Source organism: Streptomyces carpinensis, assembly GCF_002154505.1.
GTDB classification, from domain to species: Bacteria; Actinomycetota; Actinomycetes; order Streptomycetales; family Streptomycetaceae; genus Streptomyces; species Streptomyces carpinensis.
In genome coordinates this window covers 1-14,480 of sequence record NZ_MUBM01000352.1, presented here as the reverse complement: position 1 = coordinate 14,480, position 14,480 = coordinate 1, and the positions used below count along the sequence as shown (strand labels likewise).

General features: G+C 72.1%; 13 protein-coding genes. 7 read left to right on the top strand and 6 right to left on the bottom strand.

The features are described from left to right. Together BZY54_RS37740 and BZY54_RS37735 are read left to right on the top strand one after the other, a co-directional pair. On the top strand, window positions 1-927 hold a 927-nt coding region (locus tag BZY54_RS37740; RefSeq protein WP_086729846.1), incomplete at its 5' end, for an FAD-dependent monooxygenase. Window positions 928-937: 10 nt separating this feature from the next. Then, window positions 938-1,849 (top strand): Gfo/Idh/MocA family protein, encoded by a 912-nt coding sequence (locus BZY54_RS37735; protein ID WP_086729845.1) that lies wholly within the window; start codon window positions 938-940, stop codon window positions 1,847-1,849. Here the strand turns inward: BZY54_RS37735 and lnt are convergent. Then, entirely contained in the window at window positions 1,767-3,341 is a 1,575-nt protein-coding gene (gene lnt / locus BZY54_RS37730) for an apolipoprotein N-acyltransferase (protein ID WP_086729844.1), read from the bottom strand. The genes BZY54_RS37735 and lnt overlap by 83 nt on opposite strands. Window positions 3,342-4,202: 861 nt before the next feature. Next, a complete protein-coding gene (locus tag BZY54_RS54005) occupies window positions 4,203-4,415 on the bottom strand; it encodes a hypothetical protein (protein WP_244217529.1) in 213 nt (70 codons plus the stop codon). A 521-nt stretch (window positions 4,416-4,936) separates the two neighbouring features. On the opposite strand from BZY54_RS54005, the gene BZY54_RS37715 reads away from it, so the two are divergent. Then, complete coding sequence (locus tag BZY54_RS37715) at window positions 4,937-5,677, top strand: glucose 1-dehydrogenase (protein WP_086729842.1); 741 nt, start codon at window positions 4,937-4,939, stop codon at window positions 5,675-5,677. 23 nt (window positions 5,678-5,700) lie between these two features. Here the strand turns inward: BZY54_RS37715 and BZY54_RS37710 are convergent, their stop codons facing one another. Continuing rightward, window positions 5,701-5,880, bottom strand: a complete 180-nt coding sequence (locus BZY54_RS37710) for a hypothetical protein (RefSeq protein WP_086729847.1) — start codon at window positions 5,878-5,880, stop codon at window positions 5,701-5,703. A gap of 897 nt (window positions 5,881-6,777) precedes the next feature. Between BZY54_RS37710 and BZY54_RS37700 the strand changes: the two genes are divergently transcribed. After that, window positions 6,778-7,722, top strand: coding sequence for a peptidoglycan recognition protein family protein (locus BZY54_RS37700; protein ID WP_086729839.1), 945 nt, complete (start codon window positions 6,778-6,780; stop codon window positions 7,720-7,722). Between the two features lie 102 nt (window positions 7,723-7,824). Here BZY54_RS37700 and BZY54_RS37695 read toward each other — a convergent pair whose 3' ends face one another. Both BZY54_RS37695 and BZY54_RS37690 read right to left on the bottom strand, forming a co-directional pair. Beyond that, window positions 7,825-8,700, bottom strand: a complete 876-nt coding sequence (locus tag BZY54_RS37695; RefSeq protein ID WP_086729838.1) for an undecaprenyl-diphosphate phosphatase — start codon at window positions 8,698-8,700, stop codon at window positions 7,825-7,827. Between the two features lie 305 nt (window positions 8,701-9,005). Continuing rightward, window positions 9,006-9,800: a TVP38/TMEM64 family protein gene (locus BZY54_RS37690; RefSeq protein WP_086729837.1), complete on the bottom strand. Its 795-nt coding sequence runs from the start codon at window positions 9,798-9,800 to the stop codon at window positions 9,006-9,008. A gap of 340 nt (window positions 9,801-10,140) precedes the next feature. Between BZY54_RS37690 and tuf the strand changes: the two genes are divergently transcribed. Together tuf and BZY54_RS37680 are read left to right on the top strand one after the other, a co-directional pair. After that, window positions 10,141-11,310 (top strand): elongation factor Tu, encoded by a 1,170-nt coding sequence (tuf, locus tag BZY54_RS37685; protein ID WP_086729836.1) that lies wholly within the window; start codon window positions 10,141-10,143, stop codon window positions 11,308-11,310. Between the two features lie 173 nt (window positions 11,311-11,483). Beyond that, window positions 11,484-12,329: a spermidine synthase gene (locus tag BZY54_RS37680; protein ID WP_086729835.1), complete on the top strand. Its 846-nt coding sequence runs from the start codon at window positions 11,484-11,486 to the stop codon at window positions 12,327-12,329. Window positions 12,330-12,365: 36 nt separating this feature from the next. On the opposite strand, the gene BZY54_RS37675 is transcribed toward BZY54_RS37680, so the two are convergent. Continuing rightward, a complete protein-coding gene (locus tag BZY54_RS37675; RefSeq protein ID WP_086729833.1) occupies window positions 12,366-13,400 on the bottom strand; it encodes a DUF8017 domain-containing protein in 1,035 nt (344 codons plus the stop codon). Between the two features lie 140 nt (window positions 13,401-13,540). Here BZY54_RS37675 and BZY54_RS37670 point away from each other — a divergent pair, with 140 nt between their 5' ends. After that, window positions 13,541-13,978: a DUF4442 domain-containing protein gene (locus BZY54_RS37670; RefSeq protein ID WP_086729832.1), complete on the top strand. Its 438-nt coding sequence runs from the start codon at window positions 13,541-13,543 to the stop codon at window positions 13,976-13,978. Window positions 13,979-14,480: the final 502 nt, after the last annotated feature.

Below are 14,480 nucleotides of genomic sequence, written 5' to 3'. Positions count from 1 at the left end.
GCCGCCGCGGCGGCCCAGCGGTTCGGAGGTCCCCTCGTCCTGCTGCACCGGGCCACGCTGATCGAGGGCCTCGCCGCCCTCCTGCCGCCCGAGGCCGTCCGGACGACCGCCGCCGCGACCCTCACCGACCCCGGCGACGACCACCGTCCCGCCCTCGTGCGAACCTCCGACGGGGAGTTCGAGGCAGACCTGGTGGTGGCCGCCGACGGCATCCACTCCGCGGCCCGCCGGACGCTGTTCCCCGGCCACCCCGGGCCCGTCTACTCCGGATTCACCACCTGGCGCGTCCTGATCCCCGTGCCGGGCGCCGAGTTCGCCTCCCACGAGACCTGGGGCAGGGGCTCGCTGTGGGGCACGCACCCGCTCAAGGACGGCCGGGTGTACGCGTACGCCGCGGCCATGACGCCCGCCGGGCAGCAGGCGGCCGACGACGAGAGGGCGGAACTGCTGCGCCGCTTCGGCCACTGGCACGAGCCGATCCCGGCCGTCCTGGCCGCCGCCCGCCCCGAGGACGTGCTCCGCCACGACGTCCACCACATCGCCGAGCCGCTGCCCGCCTTCCACCGCGGCCGGGTCGCGCTCCTCGGCGACGCCGCGCACGCCATGCCGCCGACCCTCGGCCAGGGCGGCAACCAGGCCGTCGAGGACGCCGTCGTCCTCGCCCACCACGCCGACGACCTCGCCGCCTACACTGCGGCCCGGCTGCCCCGTACCACCGCCATCGCCCGCCAGGCCGTGCGGACCGCCCGCGTGAACATGATCAGCAACCGCGCCGGGATCGCCGTACGGAACACGGTGATCGCCGCACTGTCCAAGGCCCGGCCGGGGCTGCTGCTGCGCGGCTTCGACGGCATCGCCGACTGGCGGCCTCCACAGCCGCCGTATGCTGCCGTGCAGACGGGAACGGCGGGAACAGCCAAGCGGTGAGGGAGAGCACGTGAAGGTCGGCTGCATCGGACTGGGCGACATCGCGCAGAAGGCGTACCTGCCGGTGCTCGGCACACAGCCCGGGGTCGACCTGCATCTGCAGACCCGGACGCCGGCGACGCTCCAGCGGGTCGCCGACGGCCTGCACCTGCCCGCCGACCGCAGGCACGCGACCCTGGACGCGCTCCTCGCCCAGGACCTCGACGCCGCCTTCGTGCACGCCCCCACCGGCGCCCACCCCGAGATCGTGACCCGGCTGCTGGAAGCGGGCGTGCCGACCTACGTCGACAAGCCGCTCGCCTACGATCTCACCGACTCCGCACGCCTGGTCGCGCTCGCCGAGGAGCGGAACGTCTCCCTCATGGTCGGGTTCAACCGGCGCCACGCGCCCGCGTACGCCCAGTGCGCCGACCACCCGCGCGAGCTGATCCTGATGCAGAAGAACCGTGTCGGGCTGCCCGAGGAGCCCCGCACCATGATCCTCGACGACTTCGTCCACGTCGTGGACACACTGAGGTTCCTGGTGCCGGGCCCGGTCGACGACATCACGGTGCGCGGCCGGATGCGCGACGGTCTCCTGCACCACGTCGTGCTGCAACTCGCCGGGGACGGGTTCACCGCGCTCGGTGTGATGAACCGGCTCAGCGGCTCGGCCGAGGAGATCCTGGAGGTCTCCGGGCAGGACACCAAGCGCCAGGTGGTCAACCTCGCCGAGACGATCGACCACAAGGGCCAGCCGACCGTGCGACGGCGCGGCGACTGGGTTCCGGTCGCCCGGCAGCGCGGGATCGAACAGGCCGTGCTGTTCTTCCTCGACGCGGTGCGCGCGGGCAAGGTGCTCAGCGCCCGTGACGCGCTGGAGACGCACGAACTGTGCGAGCGGGTGGTGCGGACGGTACTGGAGCGTTCCGGCGCAGCCTGAGCGCCCGCGCCCCTTCCGTCACGCAGAACCCGGCCATCACCAGCAGCGCCGCCTGCACCGGCCAGTCCCCGAACCGGACGTACAGGGTGACGCCGTGCGCGGTCGGTACGTCGTACACCTGGGCCGTGCTCGCGTCCGTGTCGAGCCAGGAGCCGATGCGCTGCCCGCTGGGGCCGTAGACGGCCGAGACCCCGGTCAGTGTGGCGTGCACCATGGGCCGTCCCGTCTCGGCGGCCCGCAGCGCGCCGAGTGAGGCGTGCTGCTCGGGAGCCCAGCTGTGCTGGAACGTGGAGGTCGACGACTGGGCGAGGAGCACCACGGCGCCGTCCCGCGCCAGGTGCCGGCTCATGTCCGGGAACGCCGTCTCGAAGCAGACCAGCGGCCCGACGCGCAGCCCGTGGCCCACGTTCATCACCACCTGCTCGCTGCCGCGCCTGCGGTCCTCGCCCGCGGCCTTGCCGACGGAGGTCGCCCAGCCGAGCAGGGAACGGGCCGGTATGTACTCGCCGAACGGGACCAGTCGCATCTTGTCGTAGCGCTCGCCGGTCGGGCCGTTCGGACCGACGAGCACCGAACTCTTGTAGATGCCGGGCCGGTCCGAGCGCCGGGCGTCCACGTTGACCAGCACGTCGGCGTCCACGGTCCGGGAGAGGGCGGCGACCCGCCGCGCCAGGTCGGGGCGTTGGGTCAGGTCGAAACCTATGCTGCTCTCGCCCCAGACGACCAGATCGACGTGCTGCCCCGCCAGGCGGCGGGTCAGCTGCTCCTCGAGGTCGAAGCGCCGCTGAGCGCTGTCGGTGCCCGCGACGATGCCCGGCTGTACCACGGCTATGCGGACGTGGCCGTCGACATCGGGGCGCGGCGCCCACACCCAGGCCGCCGAGGTCGCCGCGGCCGTGGCCACCAGCCCGGCCATGGCCGGCATCCTGGCCGTGCGGACCGCGACGAGCACGGCGACGGCGACGTTCACCGCCACCACCAGGAAGCTCAGCAGCCACACCCCGCCGACCGAGGCCAGCCGAAGCGCCGGCGCGACCTGCCACTGGCTGGCACCGAGCATGCCCCAGGGCCCGCCCAGTCCCTGCCAGGACCGCACGAGCTCGACGGCCAGCCAGCCGGACGGCAGCAGGACGAGGGCCGCCGCGCACCGCCCCGGCGAGGGCAGACCGCCCAGGAACCGCCGCACCAGCCACCCCCAGGGCGCCCACAGGGCCCCGAGGAGTGCCGCCAGCACCACCGTGAACACGTGCAGGTTGGGCAGCAGCCAGTGGTGCACGGCCAGCATGAAGCCGAGACCGCCGAGCCAGCCGTCGTACGCGGCCCGCCGCCCGGTAGGGGCGGAGCGGGCCAGCAGTATCCACGGCACCAGGGCGACGTAGGCGAACCACCACAGGGACGGCGCGGGGAAGGCGAACACGGGCAGGGACCCGGCGAGCGCGGCGAGCACCGAACGCCGCCAGGAGGAGCCGAGCCAACGATCGAACGTCTGCATAGGGTGCCCTCCTACCCCGGGGACGGCACCTGTCCCACGGTCGGCTCCAGTGTGCTCGCCCGAACCGCTCCCGCCCAGGCCGCCTCCTTCCGGAGCGGCAGCTGAGGGACGCGCGGCCCGGTTCTGGGCCGGCCGGCCCGGCTCGGGTCCGCCTCCACCTTCCAGTGTGGTGCCCTGGGCGGGCGGCACCACTTCTCCAGGCCCGCTCGGGGCTCTGGCGAAGCCCGTCAACCGGCCTGGAAGATCCGGTCCAGGTGGCGACTCAGGACCGCGGGCTCGGACTCCGGGCTGCGCCCGCCGACAAGGATGCTCGTGTCGAGTCCGGCCGACATGGCGCCCGCACAGCGGAATCCCCTCAGGCCCGGCAACTTCCGCGGTGCGTGACCCGCCGTAAGATCCCTCACCGATGGTCGGCACAGCTCGTGGGGGACGAACATGCAAAGACCGGACGACCGCGTCGCATCCGCCCTGCGCTTCGCCGCGGAAGCAGTCGCCTGGGTGGCCACCCCGTGGGCTCTGTACACGTACTCGTGGCCGCTCGCCGTCCTGGCTGTGGTGGTGCTGATCGGTCTGCCGGCCGTCTTCTCCACTCCGGGAGACAAGGCACAGGTGATCGTCGCTGTCCCGGGTACGGTCACGATCCTGCTCGTGCTGCTCCAGCTCGCTGCGGCCGTTATCGCCGCGTGGTCGGTATGGCCCCGCCGCGCGGCCGTCCTCGTGTCCCTGCTCGTCGCCGTCACTCTCGTCACGGAACGCAGGCGCTGGCGGTGGTTGCTCTCCGCGGACCGGCACGCGGATCGACAGGGGAGGCGAGGCGTCCACTGCTTCGCGTCGCCGGCGATGCGAAGCCGGGGCTTCGGCTCAGTCGATTCCGCCGGACGTGCCGAGGCCGGTGCGTTCACGGATGATGCGTTCCACGGCTTCGGCGTCGTCCGGGGTGATGAACGGGCGGACGAACCGCCCCAGGTCGAGGATCAGCCCGGCCTGTTTCCGCGGCCGCCGCGGATCCAGGCTCGCCCAGTACCGCGGGTTCGCAGTGCCCCAGATCCGTCCCCGGCCTGTGAGGGCACTCATCCTGACGCTCCGGACCGCGCGGATCGCCCCGTACGGAATGGTCTTCGTCCCCCAGGGCACGTAGTAGCCGCGGATCCGAAGGGCATCGGGCGTGCATTCGATCCAACGATCCCGATAGACACTGTTCACGCGTGGACCTCCCCGGTGACGCGGCCGACAGGGCGTGTCTCGCATCGACCAGATCCCCGACCGTGGGCCGGAGCAGCTGCCACTGTCCGGCTGCCCGGGCCCGGCCGGCGAAGTCGTCCGAGTGGTACGGCAGGAAGCGGGGGCCTGCGCCATGGCGAGGCGGGCACGTGGGTTCACAGACGACGTCCGTGCTCCCGGCGGTGGGCCGGGTAGGGGAACCACGCGCTGGTCCGCTCGGGTGACCTGGACCGGGCCACCGCCCCGCTGCCCGCGAGCGGCCGCATCCGCTGCTCGACGAGGTGCTCGCACAGCTGCGGGCCTAGGATGATCACATACGGACGCGCCGCCGGGTGCGGCGGAGGACCGGCACCGGAAGGGCAGCGGAGGTCCCCATGAAACGTCTTGTCACCGTCGTCACCGGCGGCGGCCGGGGCATCGGCGCCGCGATCTGCCGGCGCCTCGCGGCCGACGGGCACGACGTGGTGGTGGGGTACGTCAACGACACCCGGGCCGCCGAGGCGGTCGCGGACGAGGTGCTGGAAGCCGGGGCGCGCAGTGTCACCGTGCGGATGGACACCTCCGTGGAGGCGGACGTCGAGCGGCTCTTCGCCACGGCGGAGGAACGGCTCGGTCCGGTGACGGGGCTGGTGAACAACGCCGGGGTGACCGGACCGCTGGGGCGGCTCGCCGACACGGACACCGCCGACCTGCGCCGGGTCGTGGACGTCAACCTCCTCGGTACGCTGCTGTGCTCACGCCGCGCCGCCCAGCTCATGGCGCCGCGGCGCAGCGGCGTGATCGTGAACGTGTCGTCCGCGGCGGCCACGCTCGGCAGCCCCGGCGAGTACGTGCACTATGCGGCGGCCAAGGCGGCAGTGGACGCGCTGACCATGGGGCTCGCCAAGGAACTCGGCCCGGACGGGATCCGCGTCAACGCGGTCGCCCCCGGTGTGATCGACACCGAGATCCACGCGGCGATGGGCGACCCGGACCGGGCCGGCCGCGCCGCCGCCACGATCCCGCTGCGCCGCGCGGGCCGGGCGGAGGAGATCGCCGCGGCCGTCGCATGGCTGATGTCACCGGACGCCTCCTACGCGTCGGGAGCGGTGCTGCGGATGTCCGGCGGACGCTGAGCCCGAGCCGGCCGTCGCCGGCCTCAGGCCGCCTCGATCACCTGGCCCCGGATGGCGGCGGCCCACTCGACCACCAGCAACTCGTACTCTGCGCGCTCCTGGGCCGACAGGGACCCGCCCGAGCGCAGCCAGAGCGCCCGGATCTGCTCGTTCAGCTCGGCAGCAGACCGCACGGAACCAGGGGCCATGGAATCGGGGGACATGGCCACAAGCCTAGGGGCAAGCGCTGACTCTGCGCTACCGGACGGATACGCGCCGTCGGGGGCCGGTCACCCGGTCGAGCCCTTCGGCGGCCGTCCGATGACGCGGCCGGCTCGGCCGCGTGCGGGCTGAGCACACCGGCCGTCACCAGGCCGGCGCTGACGACGCCGAGCGCCTCAACGCCCGTCATCTCCTGGCCCGTTCGGGTCCACGGCCATCCGGGAGCGGTCGTCCCCGGCGGGCGATCCCCTGCGTCCGTGCCGGGTCGGACACTGACGCTCGCCCCTCCGGCAGCACGAGGACTCGACGTCCAGGACCAGGCCGCCCGCGCCCGCGTCGCGCTGCACTTCCGGGGTGTATACGCTGGACGCAGAGTTCACCGTCAGGCTGTACGCCCTGGCCACGATCCCCGACGGGGTCTCCGGCCAGTACCCGCCCGCCGGCACCGGATCGATCGGGCCCGGCGTGGCGAAGACCCTCAAGGCGCTCGGCCTGGCTTACTCCCGCACTCCCGCCTTCGCCCCGGCCGCCCCAAACTCGGGCGCTGCAGACGGGCCCGGTGCCGATCGGGACCCTCTGGTGCAACAGCAAGTCCGACCGGGAAGTCGCACTGCCGGATCGTCGTCGACGGGGCGTCCGGCGAGGCCCGGGACACGAGCCGCAGTCGTCGAAGGACGACGCGGTAACGGGCGATCACCGGGTCCCGCTGGAACACCTCGCGAGGTGAGTCCGGGGGCTGCTTCCGAGCGGCCGGACCGTCGTTGCTGCTGTCGCAGCAGGACGAGGTGAGCGGGCCCGCAGCTGACCGTCGCGCCCGCACCGATCCCCGAACCGGCGGACGCCGACGTGGCGCCGGCATTCGCCGCCTGCTCCCGGCCGGCCGTGAAGGGACTCTGATCATGGGCACACCGATGACGGCCGCGCAGGTCGTCGCCCAGCTGAAGAAGTGGAATCTGCGTTACGTCGAGATCCCCGGCTGGGCCACCCACAACCGGAACAGCAAGGGCGCCTGGGGGCCGGTCAACGGCTTCGTCTGGCACCACACCGGGGTCGACGTCGCCGGCGCCGGCGCCAAGGCATACGCCACGACCACTCTCTACAACGGCATCAGCGGACTGCCCGGCCCGCTCTGCCACTTCTCCATCGGCGCCGACGGCACCGTCTACCTCGTCGGCTGGGGCCGCGCCAACCACGCCGGCGGCGGCGACCCGGCAGTCCTGCAGCACGTCATCGCCGAGGACTACACGGGCCAACTCCATCCCACCAAGGGCAACATCAACGGCATGGACGGCAACGCCCACTTCTACGGTGTCGAGATCCAGTACTCCGGCGGCCAGCAGATGAGCGATGCCCAGTACGCGGCGGCCCGCCGCCTGTCGGCGGCCATCCTCGACTTCCACGGCTGGACGGAGAAGTCCGTCATCGCGCACGGCGAGTGGTCCTCGGACAAGTGGGACCCCGGCTACGCACCCAAGCGCATCATGGCCATGCCGCCGGTCCGATCCGACGTGAGGGCCACCCACGCGGCAGGACCGCACCAAGTGGACGGCGTGCCCACCGCCACAGAGATCGCCAACGCAGTGCTGAGGCTGGACGGGGTCATCGCCGTCCCCGGTGCCGCGGCCGGCAACCCGAACTGGACCCTGTCCAGTTGCATCACCGAGATCCTCAAGCGCGTCGACCAGGTCAAGGCGACCGAGGCCGGGCAGACCGCGGCAATCACCAAACTCGCCTCGCTGGTCGGATCCGACGTCGACACTGCGGCCGTCGTGTCGGCCGTCCAGCAGGCCATCGAGGACGCGGTGGTGAAGGTCGGCGTCGACGCGACCGGCGCACAGAACTGAGGAAGCCCATGCAGGTTCGACCCGGGAGTGGTCGCCGTGTTCCTTCGCTGAAGCCGGTCACCGACAGGCTCCTGTAGCGGCACCGGAGATCAGCGAACCCAGTCACCCCGCCGACTCAGCCGCATGCGGACTCAGGAGACCCGCGCTGACCAGCGCGATCAGCACCACTCCCAACGCCACCCGGTACCAGACGAACGGCATGAAGCTCTTGGTGGAGATGTACTTCATGAACCATGCGATGACGGCGTATCCCGAGGCGAAGGCGATCACCGTCGCGAACAGCGTCGGTCCCCATGCCACGTGGTCGCTCTCCAGCGCGTCCCTCAACTCGAAGGCGCCGGAGGCCAGTACGGCCGGAACGGCCAGCAGGAAGGAGTAACGGGCCGCCGCATCCCGCCGGTAGCCCATGAACAGCCCGCCGCTGATGGTGGCGCCGGAGCGGGAGACGCCCGGGACGAGTGCCATCGCCTGGCAACAGCCGTAGATCAGACCGTCCTTGACGCCCAGGTCCTGAAGGGCCTTGCGCTGCTTGGGGGCCCGGTGCCGACCGCCCTTCTCGTCGCGTGCCGCCAGCCGGTCGGCGACGCCGATGACCGCGCCGACCACGACGAGCATCGTCGCCGTGACCCGCAGATCCCGGAACGGCCCCTCGATCTGGTCCTTGAGCGTCAGGCCGAGCACGCCGATCGGGATCGAGCCGAGGATGACCAGCCAGCCCATGCGGGCGTCGGGGTCCTTGCGCATCGTCCTGTCGAAGAGCGAGCGGGACCAGGCGACGAGGATCCGGCCGATGTCCTTGCGGAAGTAGATGAGAACGGCCGCCTCCGTACCGATCTGGGTGATCGCCGTGAAGGCGGCCCCCGGGTCCGTCCAGCCCGAGAAGGCCGCCGTCAGCCGCAGATGCGCGCTGGAGGAGACGGGGAGGAATTCGGTCAGCCCCTGGACGAGTCCGAGGACGAGGGATTGAAACCAAGACATGGAAGTTCGACAGTCCAAGCGCCGGTCGGGGTCGGAGACCGCAGCGTAGCGTCCCCGGATGACCGGATCACGACCGGGTCTTTGCCGTTCCTTTACGGGTGTTGGGCCGGTGGCGGGCCGGGACGGCGCCTGCTTGCGATCCCGCCGCATGCGCTCCGGCGGCCCGACGCCCAGCCGGGCGCCTCACCGCGTCCACCCGGCTGCCCGGCACCCCGCGGTGGACAGCAGGGGCCGCCCAACCGGCCACCGGGACAGACCGTTCCACCGGAGGCCGGGACGGACCGGCAGGCAGGCGGGACGAGCCGCTACACGGAAGGCCGGCCGTGTCCGCGCAGATGGTGGCGCTTGCGCCAGGCCACCACCGCGCCCACCAGGGCCGGTACGGCGATACAGGCCATCGCGATCAGGAACGCGGGCGAGGTCGGCGTGGCGGCGCGGGCGCCCGCGACGACGTAGGCGGCGGTGTTCGGGATCGAGCCGAGCGCCGTCGCCAGCAGGAACGCCGGCCAGCCCATGCGGGAGACGGCGGCGCAGTAGTTCGCCGCCCAGAACGGCAGCCCCGGGAACAGCCGGGCCGCCAGCATCGAGCGGAAGCCGTGCCGGCTGAGCTGCCCGTCCGCCGTCTTCAGCAACCGGCCGCGCAGCAGCGGCCGCAGTGCGTCCTGGCCCAGCACCCGGCCCAGGCCGAAGGCCACCCCGGCGCCCAGCACCGTACCGGCCAGCGCCGCCGCGAGCCCGAACGACGAGCCGAACAGCGCGCCCGCGGCGAGGTTCAGCAACGGCCGCGGCACGAAAGCCACCGTGCACAGGCCGTACGCCACCGCGAACACCACGGCCGCCGCTGCCCCGCCCAGGTGCGGCGGCCAGCCGTGCGCCAGCAGTCTCTGTGGCTGGAACAGGAGCACGCTCGCCCCGGCCGCGGCGAGCAGCACCAGCAGCAGCGACAGCCGCGACCAGGGTGACAGCAGCACTCTCACGCAGCGGGCGGTCAGGGTGAGCGGGACCGGCGTGGCCGCGGTAACGGCGACGGCGAACTCCGTGGCGGCGGCCCGGGGAGAGGCCGTGGCGGTGCCCCCAGAGCGGGTGGTGGCATCGAGCATCTGGTGACACTAACCGACAAATATGTCTGATCGCCCGGTGCCGGTGCGAAAAGCGTCCGCATCGGGGCGGCGGGGCCGTCCGACGCCGGTGCGGGAAAACCATTCGACCTGCGGCGCGGCGTCCGCCATGATCGACCCCATGTTCCGGCACGCCTTCCTCCTCGCAGCATCCGCAGTCGCGGATGCTCCGAAGGCTGCCGTCCTGATCCTCGTCGCCGCAGTCGACGGCGCCCGAAGCTGACCCTCCCCGGAACGTCCGGCGGACCCCGCAGGGGGAGGGTCGGTGAGTCCTCGGGGTCCCGCGTTCCTTCACGGCTGAGAGAGGCTTCGAGGTACAGCCATGCCCAAGACGGCATACGTGCGCACCAAACCGCATCTGAACATCGGCACGATGGGCCACGTCGACCACGGCAAGACCACCCTGACCGCCGCCATCACCAAGGTCCTGGCCGAGCGCGGCTCCGGCACGTTCGTGCCGTTCGACCGCATCGACCGGGCCCCGGAGGAGGCCGCGCGCGGCATCACCATCAACATCGCGCACGTCGAGTACGAGACGGACACCCGGCACTACGCGCACGTGGACATGCCCGGCCACGCCGACTACGTCAAGAACATGGTCACCGGGGCCGCGCAGCTCGACGGGGCGATCCTCGTCGTCTCCGCGCTCGACGGGATCATGCCGCAGACCGCCGAGCACGTGCTGCTCGCCCGGCAGGTGGGCGTCGACCACATCGTCGTCGCCCTCAACAAGGCGGACGCCGGCGACGAGGAGCTCATCGACCTCGTCGAGCTGGAGGTCCGCGACCTGCTCACCGAGCAGGGCTACGGCGGCGACGCCGTGCCCGTCGTACGTGTCTCCGGGCTGAAGGCGCTGGAGGGCGACGCGCGGTGGACGGCCTCGATCGAGGCGCTGCTCGACGCGGTGGACACCTACGTTCCGATGCCGGAGCGGTACCTGGACGCGCCGTTCCTGCTCCCCGTGGAGAACGTGCTGACCATCACCGGACGAGGCACCGTCGTCACCGGCGCGGTCGAGCGCGGCACGGTCCGCGTCGGCGACCGGGTGGAGGTGCTGGGCGCGGAGACGGAGACGGTGGTCACCGGCCTGGAGACCTTCGGCAAGCCCATGGCGGAGGCGCAGGCCGGGGACAACGTCGCGCTCCTGCTGCGCGGTGTCCCGCGCGACGCCGTGCGCCGCGGGCACGTCGTCGCGGCCCCCGGCAGTGTGACCCCGAGGCGGCGCTTCACCGCGCAGGTGTACGTCCTCTCGGCGCGCGAGGGCGGCCGTACGACGCCGGTGTCCACCGGGTACCGCCCGCAGTTCTACATCCGCACCGCGGACGTGGTCGGTGACGTCGACCTCGGCGAGACGGCGGTCGCGCGGCCCGGCGAGACGGTCACGATGACGGTGGAGCTGGGACGCGAGGTGCCCCTGGAGCCCGGGCTCGGTTTCGCCATCCGTGAGGGCGGCCGGACGGTCGGCGCGGGGACCGTGACCGCCGTCGAGTGAGCAGGCCGCGGCGACGGGTACGAGGGGTGCGGGCCGGCGGAGTCCGGTCCGCACCCGCCGGGGTGACCGGCGGCTCCCCGGGAGGGGGCCGGCACCCGGCGAGTGATCGACGGGCGCCCGGTGGGGATCGGGGCGGGCGCCGTGAGAGGCGTGCGGACCGGCACAATGGACCCGTGACCGAGTCCATACCCGTGACCCGCGCCGTCGATCACGGGACCGCGAAGCTGATGCCCGACGTCGACCGCGAACGGGCCTGGCTGCTCACCGTGGACGGGGCGCCGCAGTCGTACGTCGACCTGGACGAGCCCACGCACCTGGAGTTCGAGTACGCGCGCCGGCTCGGGCACGTCCTGGACACCGTCCCGGAACCGGGCCGCCCGCTGGACGTCCTGCACCTGGGCGGCGGTGCCCTCACCCTGCCCCGCTATGTGGCCGCGACCCGCCCCGGATCGCGGCAGGACGTCGTCGAGGCGGACCGGGGCCTGCTGGAGCTGGTCGCCAGCCACCTCCCGCTGCCGGCGGGCAGCGGGATCGCACTGCACACCGCCGACGCCCGCGCCTGGCTGGAGGCCGCCCCGGCCGACTCCGCGGACGTGCTGATCGCCGATGTCTTCGGTGGCTCCCGGGTCCCGGCCCACCTCACGACCCTCGCCTACGCCCGCGAGGCCGAGCGTGTGGTGCGCACCGACGGGATCTACCTCGCGAACCTCGCCGACGCGGCGCCCTTCACCTTCCTGCGCTCCCAACTCGCCACGCTGGCCACGGTGTTCGGGGAGCTGGCATTGATCGCCGAGCCCGCGGTGCTGCGCGGCCGCCGCTTCGGCAACGCGGTGCTGATCGCCGCGCACCATCCGGTTGACACGGCCGCGCTGGCCCGGCTCACCGCCGCCGACGCCTTCCCCGCCCGTGTGGAACACGGCCCGGCCCTGCGGGAGTTCATCGGCACGGCCGAAGCGGTCGGGGACGAGGACGCCGTACCGTCGCCCGAGCCTCCGGGCGGGACGTTCGGCGTCGGCTGACGCGCTCGTCCCGCCGCGTGTCGCGCCCGCGCCCGGTCAGCCGGTCGGGTCCCCGTGCAGCCGCACCGTGCTGAGGATCTTCAGGATGGTGGCGTTGGAGAGCTCGTCCTTGACGCCCTTGGCGCCGTAGAGGGTCCAGGAGACGAAGTCGCCCTGCGAGTTCTTGAAGGCGAAGGTGGTCGCCTTGCCGTTGCTGTCGCACTTGTGCGTCTTCGGCACGCCCACGGTGAACGAGGTCGCGACGCTGCCCTTCACTCCGGACTTGGTGGTGTAGGGCTTGGCCTTGCCGATCCTCAGATACTTCTTGGCGGCGTCGCTCTGGTTGGTGTAGCCGCCGAAGGCGAACGCGGCGGCGTCCCCGCGGGCGATGCTGGCGGTGTCCTTGCCGCCGTTCTCACCCTTGGTGCCGCTGGCCGCCAGGGAGCTGGTCTCCTTGGTGCCGTTCTTGTCGTCGTCGGACGTGCACCAGTTCTTCTTCAGGAAGGCGGGCGCGGAGAAGCCGATGTAGGGAGAACCGTCGCCCTTCTTCTGGTCCTCGAAGAAGGTGAGCAGCCCGGGAGACGCGATCTCCCAGTCGGCGGGGACGTCGAAGGCCGTGCCGTGCTTGGGGTTGACGACGACCTTCCAGCCGGGGATCAACGGCTTCTCGGTCGCCGTGCCCCGCGGGTTGTCGTCCGTCGCGGAGCCGGAGGGGCTCGCGTCCGTGGACGCCGAGGCCGAAGCGGACTGGCTCGCCTTCCCGTCGGTCTTGCCGCCGTCCGCCTTGTCGTCCTTGGTGCCGCCGAGGACCAGGAAACCGGTCACACCGGCGGCCACCACCACGGCGGACGCAGCGATGATCGCGACGAGCTTCGTCCGGTTGCCGCCGTCCGTACCGTTCGGCGGCTGGGGCCCGCCCACGGGCGGGGTGGGGGCGCTCCACTGCGGCTGCTGCTGCGAGGGCTGGGCATAGGGGTTCGGCTGTTGGTAGCCGGGCTGCTGATAGGGATTCGGCTGCTGGTAACCCGGCTGCTGATACGGGTTGTTCTGCGGGTTCTGCTCGCCCCCGGGCGGCTGCTGTCCTGGCCACATGGGGAGCAACCCTATGGTGCCGGGGACACGATTCGGTCACCGGGTCTTGTCAGGGACGTACCAGATCGGCGGAGGGGGCGCGGGCCGCTCTGGCCAGACGCGCTACTGGTGAGTAACCTGTCGTCATGAGCGCAGATCAGATGTCGATCGGCGAGTTGCTCGCCGCCACGGTGCCGATGGTTCGCACCCTGAACCTCGAGTACCTGGAGACCACTCCGGAGCGGGCGGTGCTGTCCCTGCCGGACCAGGGCGAGTACCGCAACCACGTCGGCGGACCGCACGCCGGCGCGATGTTCACGCTCGGCGAGTCGGCCAGCGGGGCGATCGTCCTCGCCGCCTTCGGCGACCAGCTCTCGCGGGCGGTGCCGCTGCCGGTGAACGCCCAGATCGCGTTCAGGAAGATCGCCCTCGGCCCGGTCAAGGCCACCGCCACGCTGGGCCGCCCCGCCGCCGAGGTCGTCGCCGAGCTCGACGAGGGCCGGCGCCCGGAGTTCCCGGTGACCGTCCGGATCCAGCGCGAGGACGGCGCCGTCACCGGCGAGATGACGGTCGTCTGGACCCTCCGCCCCAACAACTGAGCGGCCTCGCCTTTCGGGTGGCCGTTCGTGAGTGAGCGGTTCCCGGCTTGCCGCCGGGTGGCGTCAGGCCCCTGATCGGGCGGAAATCCTGTCCCGATCAGGGGCCTTGCCGTCGCATCGCGGACCATCGGTGTGCGCTCCGGTTCGGAAAGTGCTTCCGGGGGACTGGAGTTGGAGGTTTCGTGTGTCATCCAGCCCGGATCTTCCGCGAGTCGGGCTCCGCGCGACGACCACTTTCGAATGCGGGTGCGGATACTCGCGGTAACACCCCTGTCGTTTCCGGGCATTGACACTTCGGCCTTCAGAACTCCTTGTTTCCCGTGAGTAGCCTGTGCGAAAGTGAGCCTCCCCTGCGGGAAAGGCGATGACCGGTCTCCCTTTCCCGGTCAGGTGCGCACCCGTCCGGCACCTGTGTCGCCCTGGATGCATTCCGTGTGCCGTCCTGCGGCCTGAAAGGAATCGGTTCAGTGCAAGCCCCCCACCCCCCGCGCCCTCCGTATCC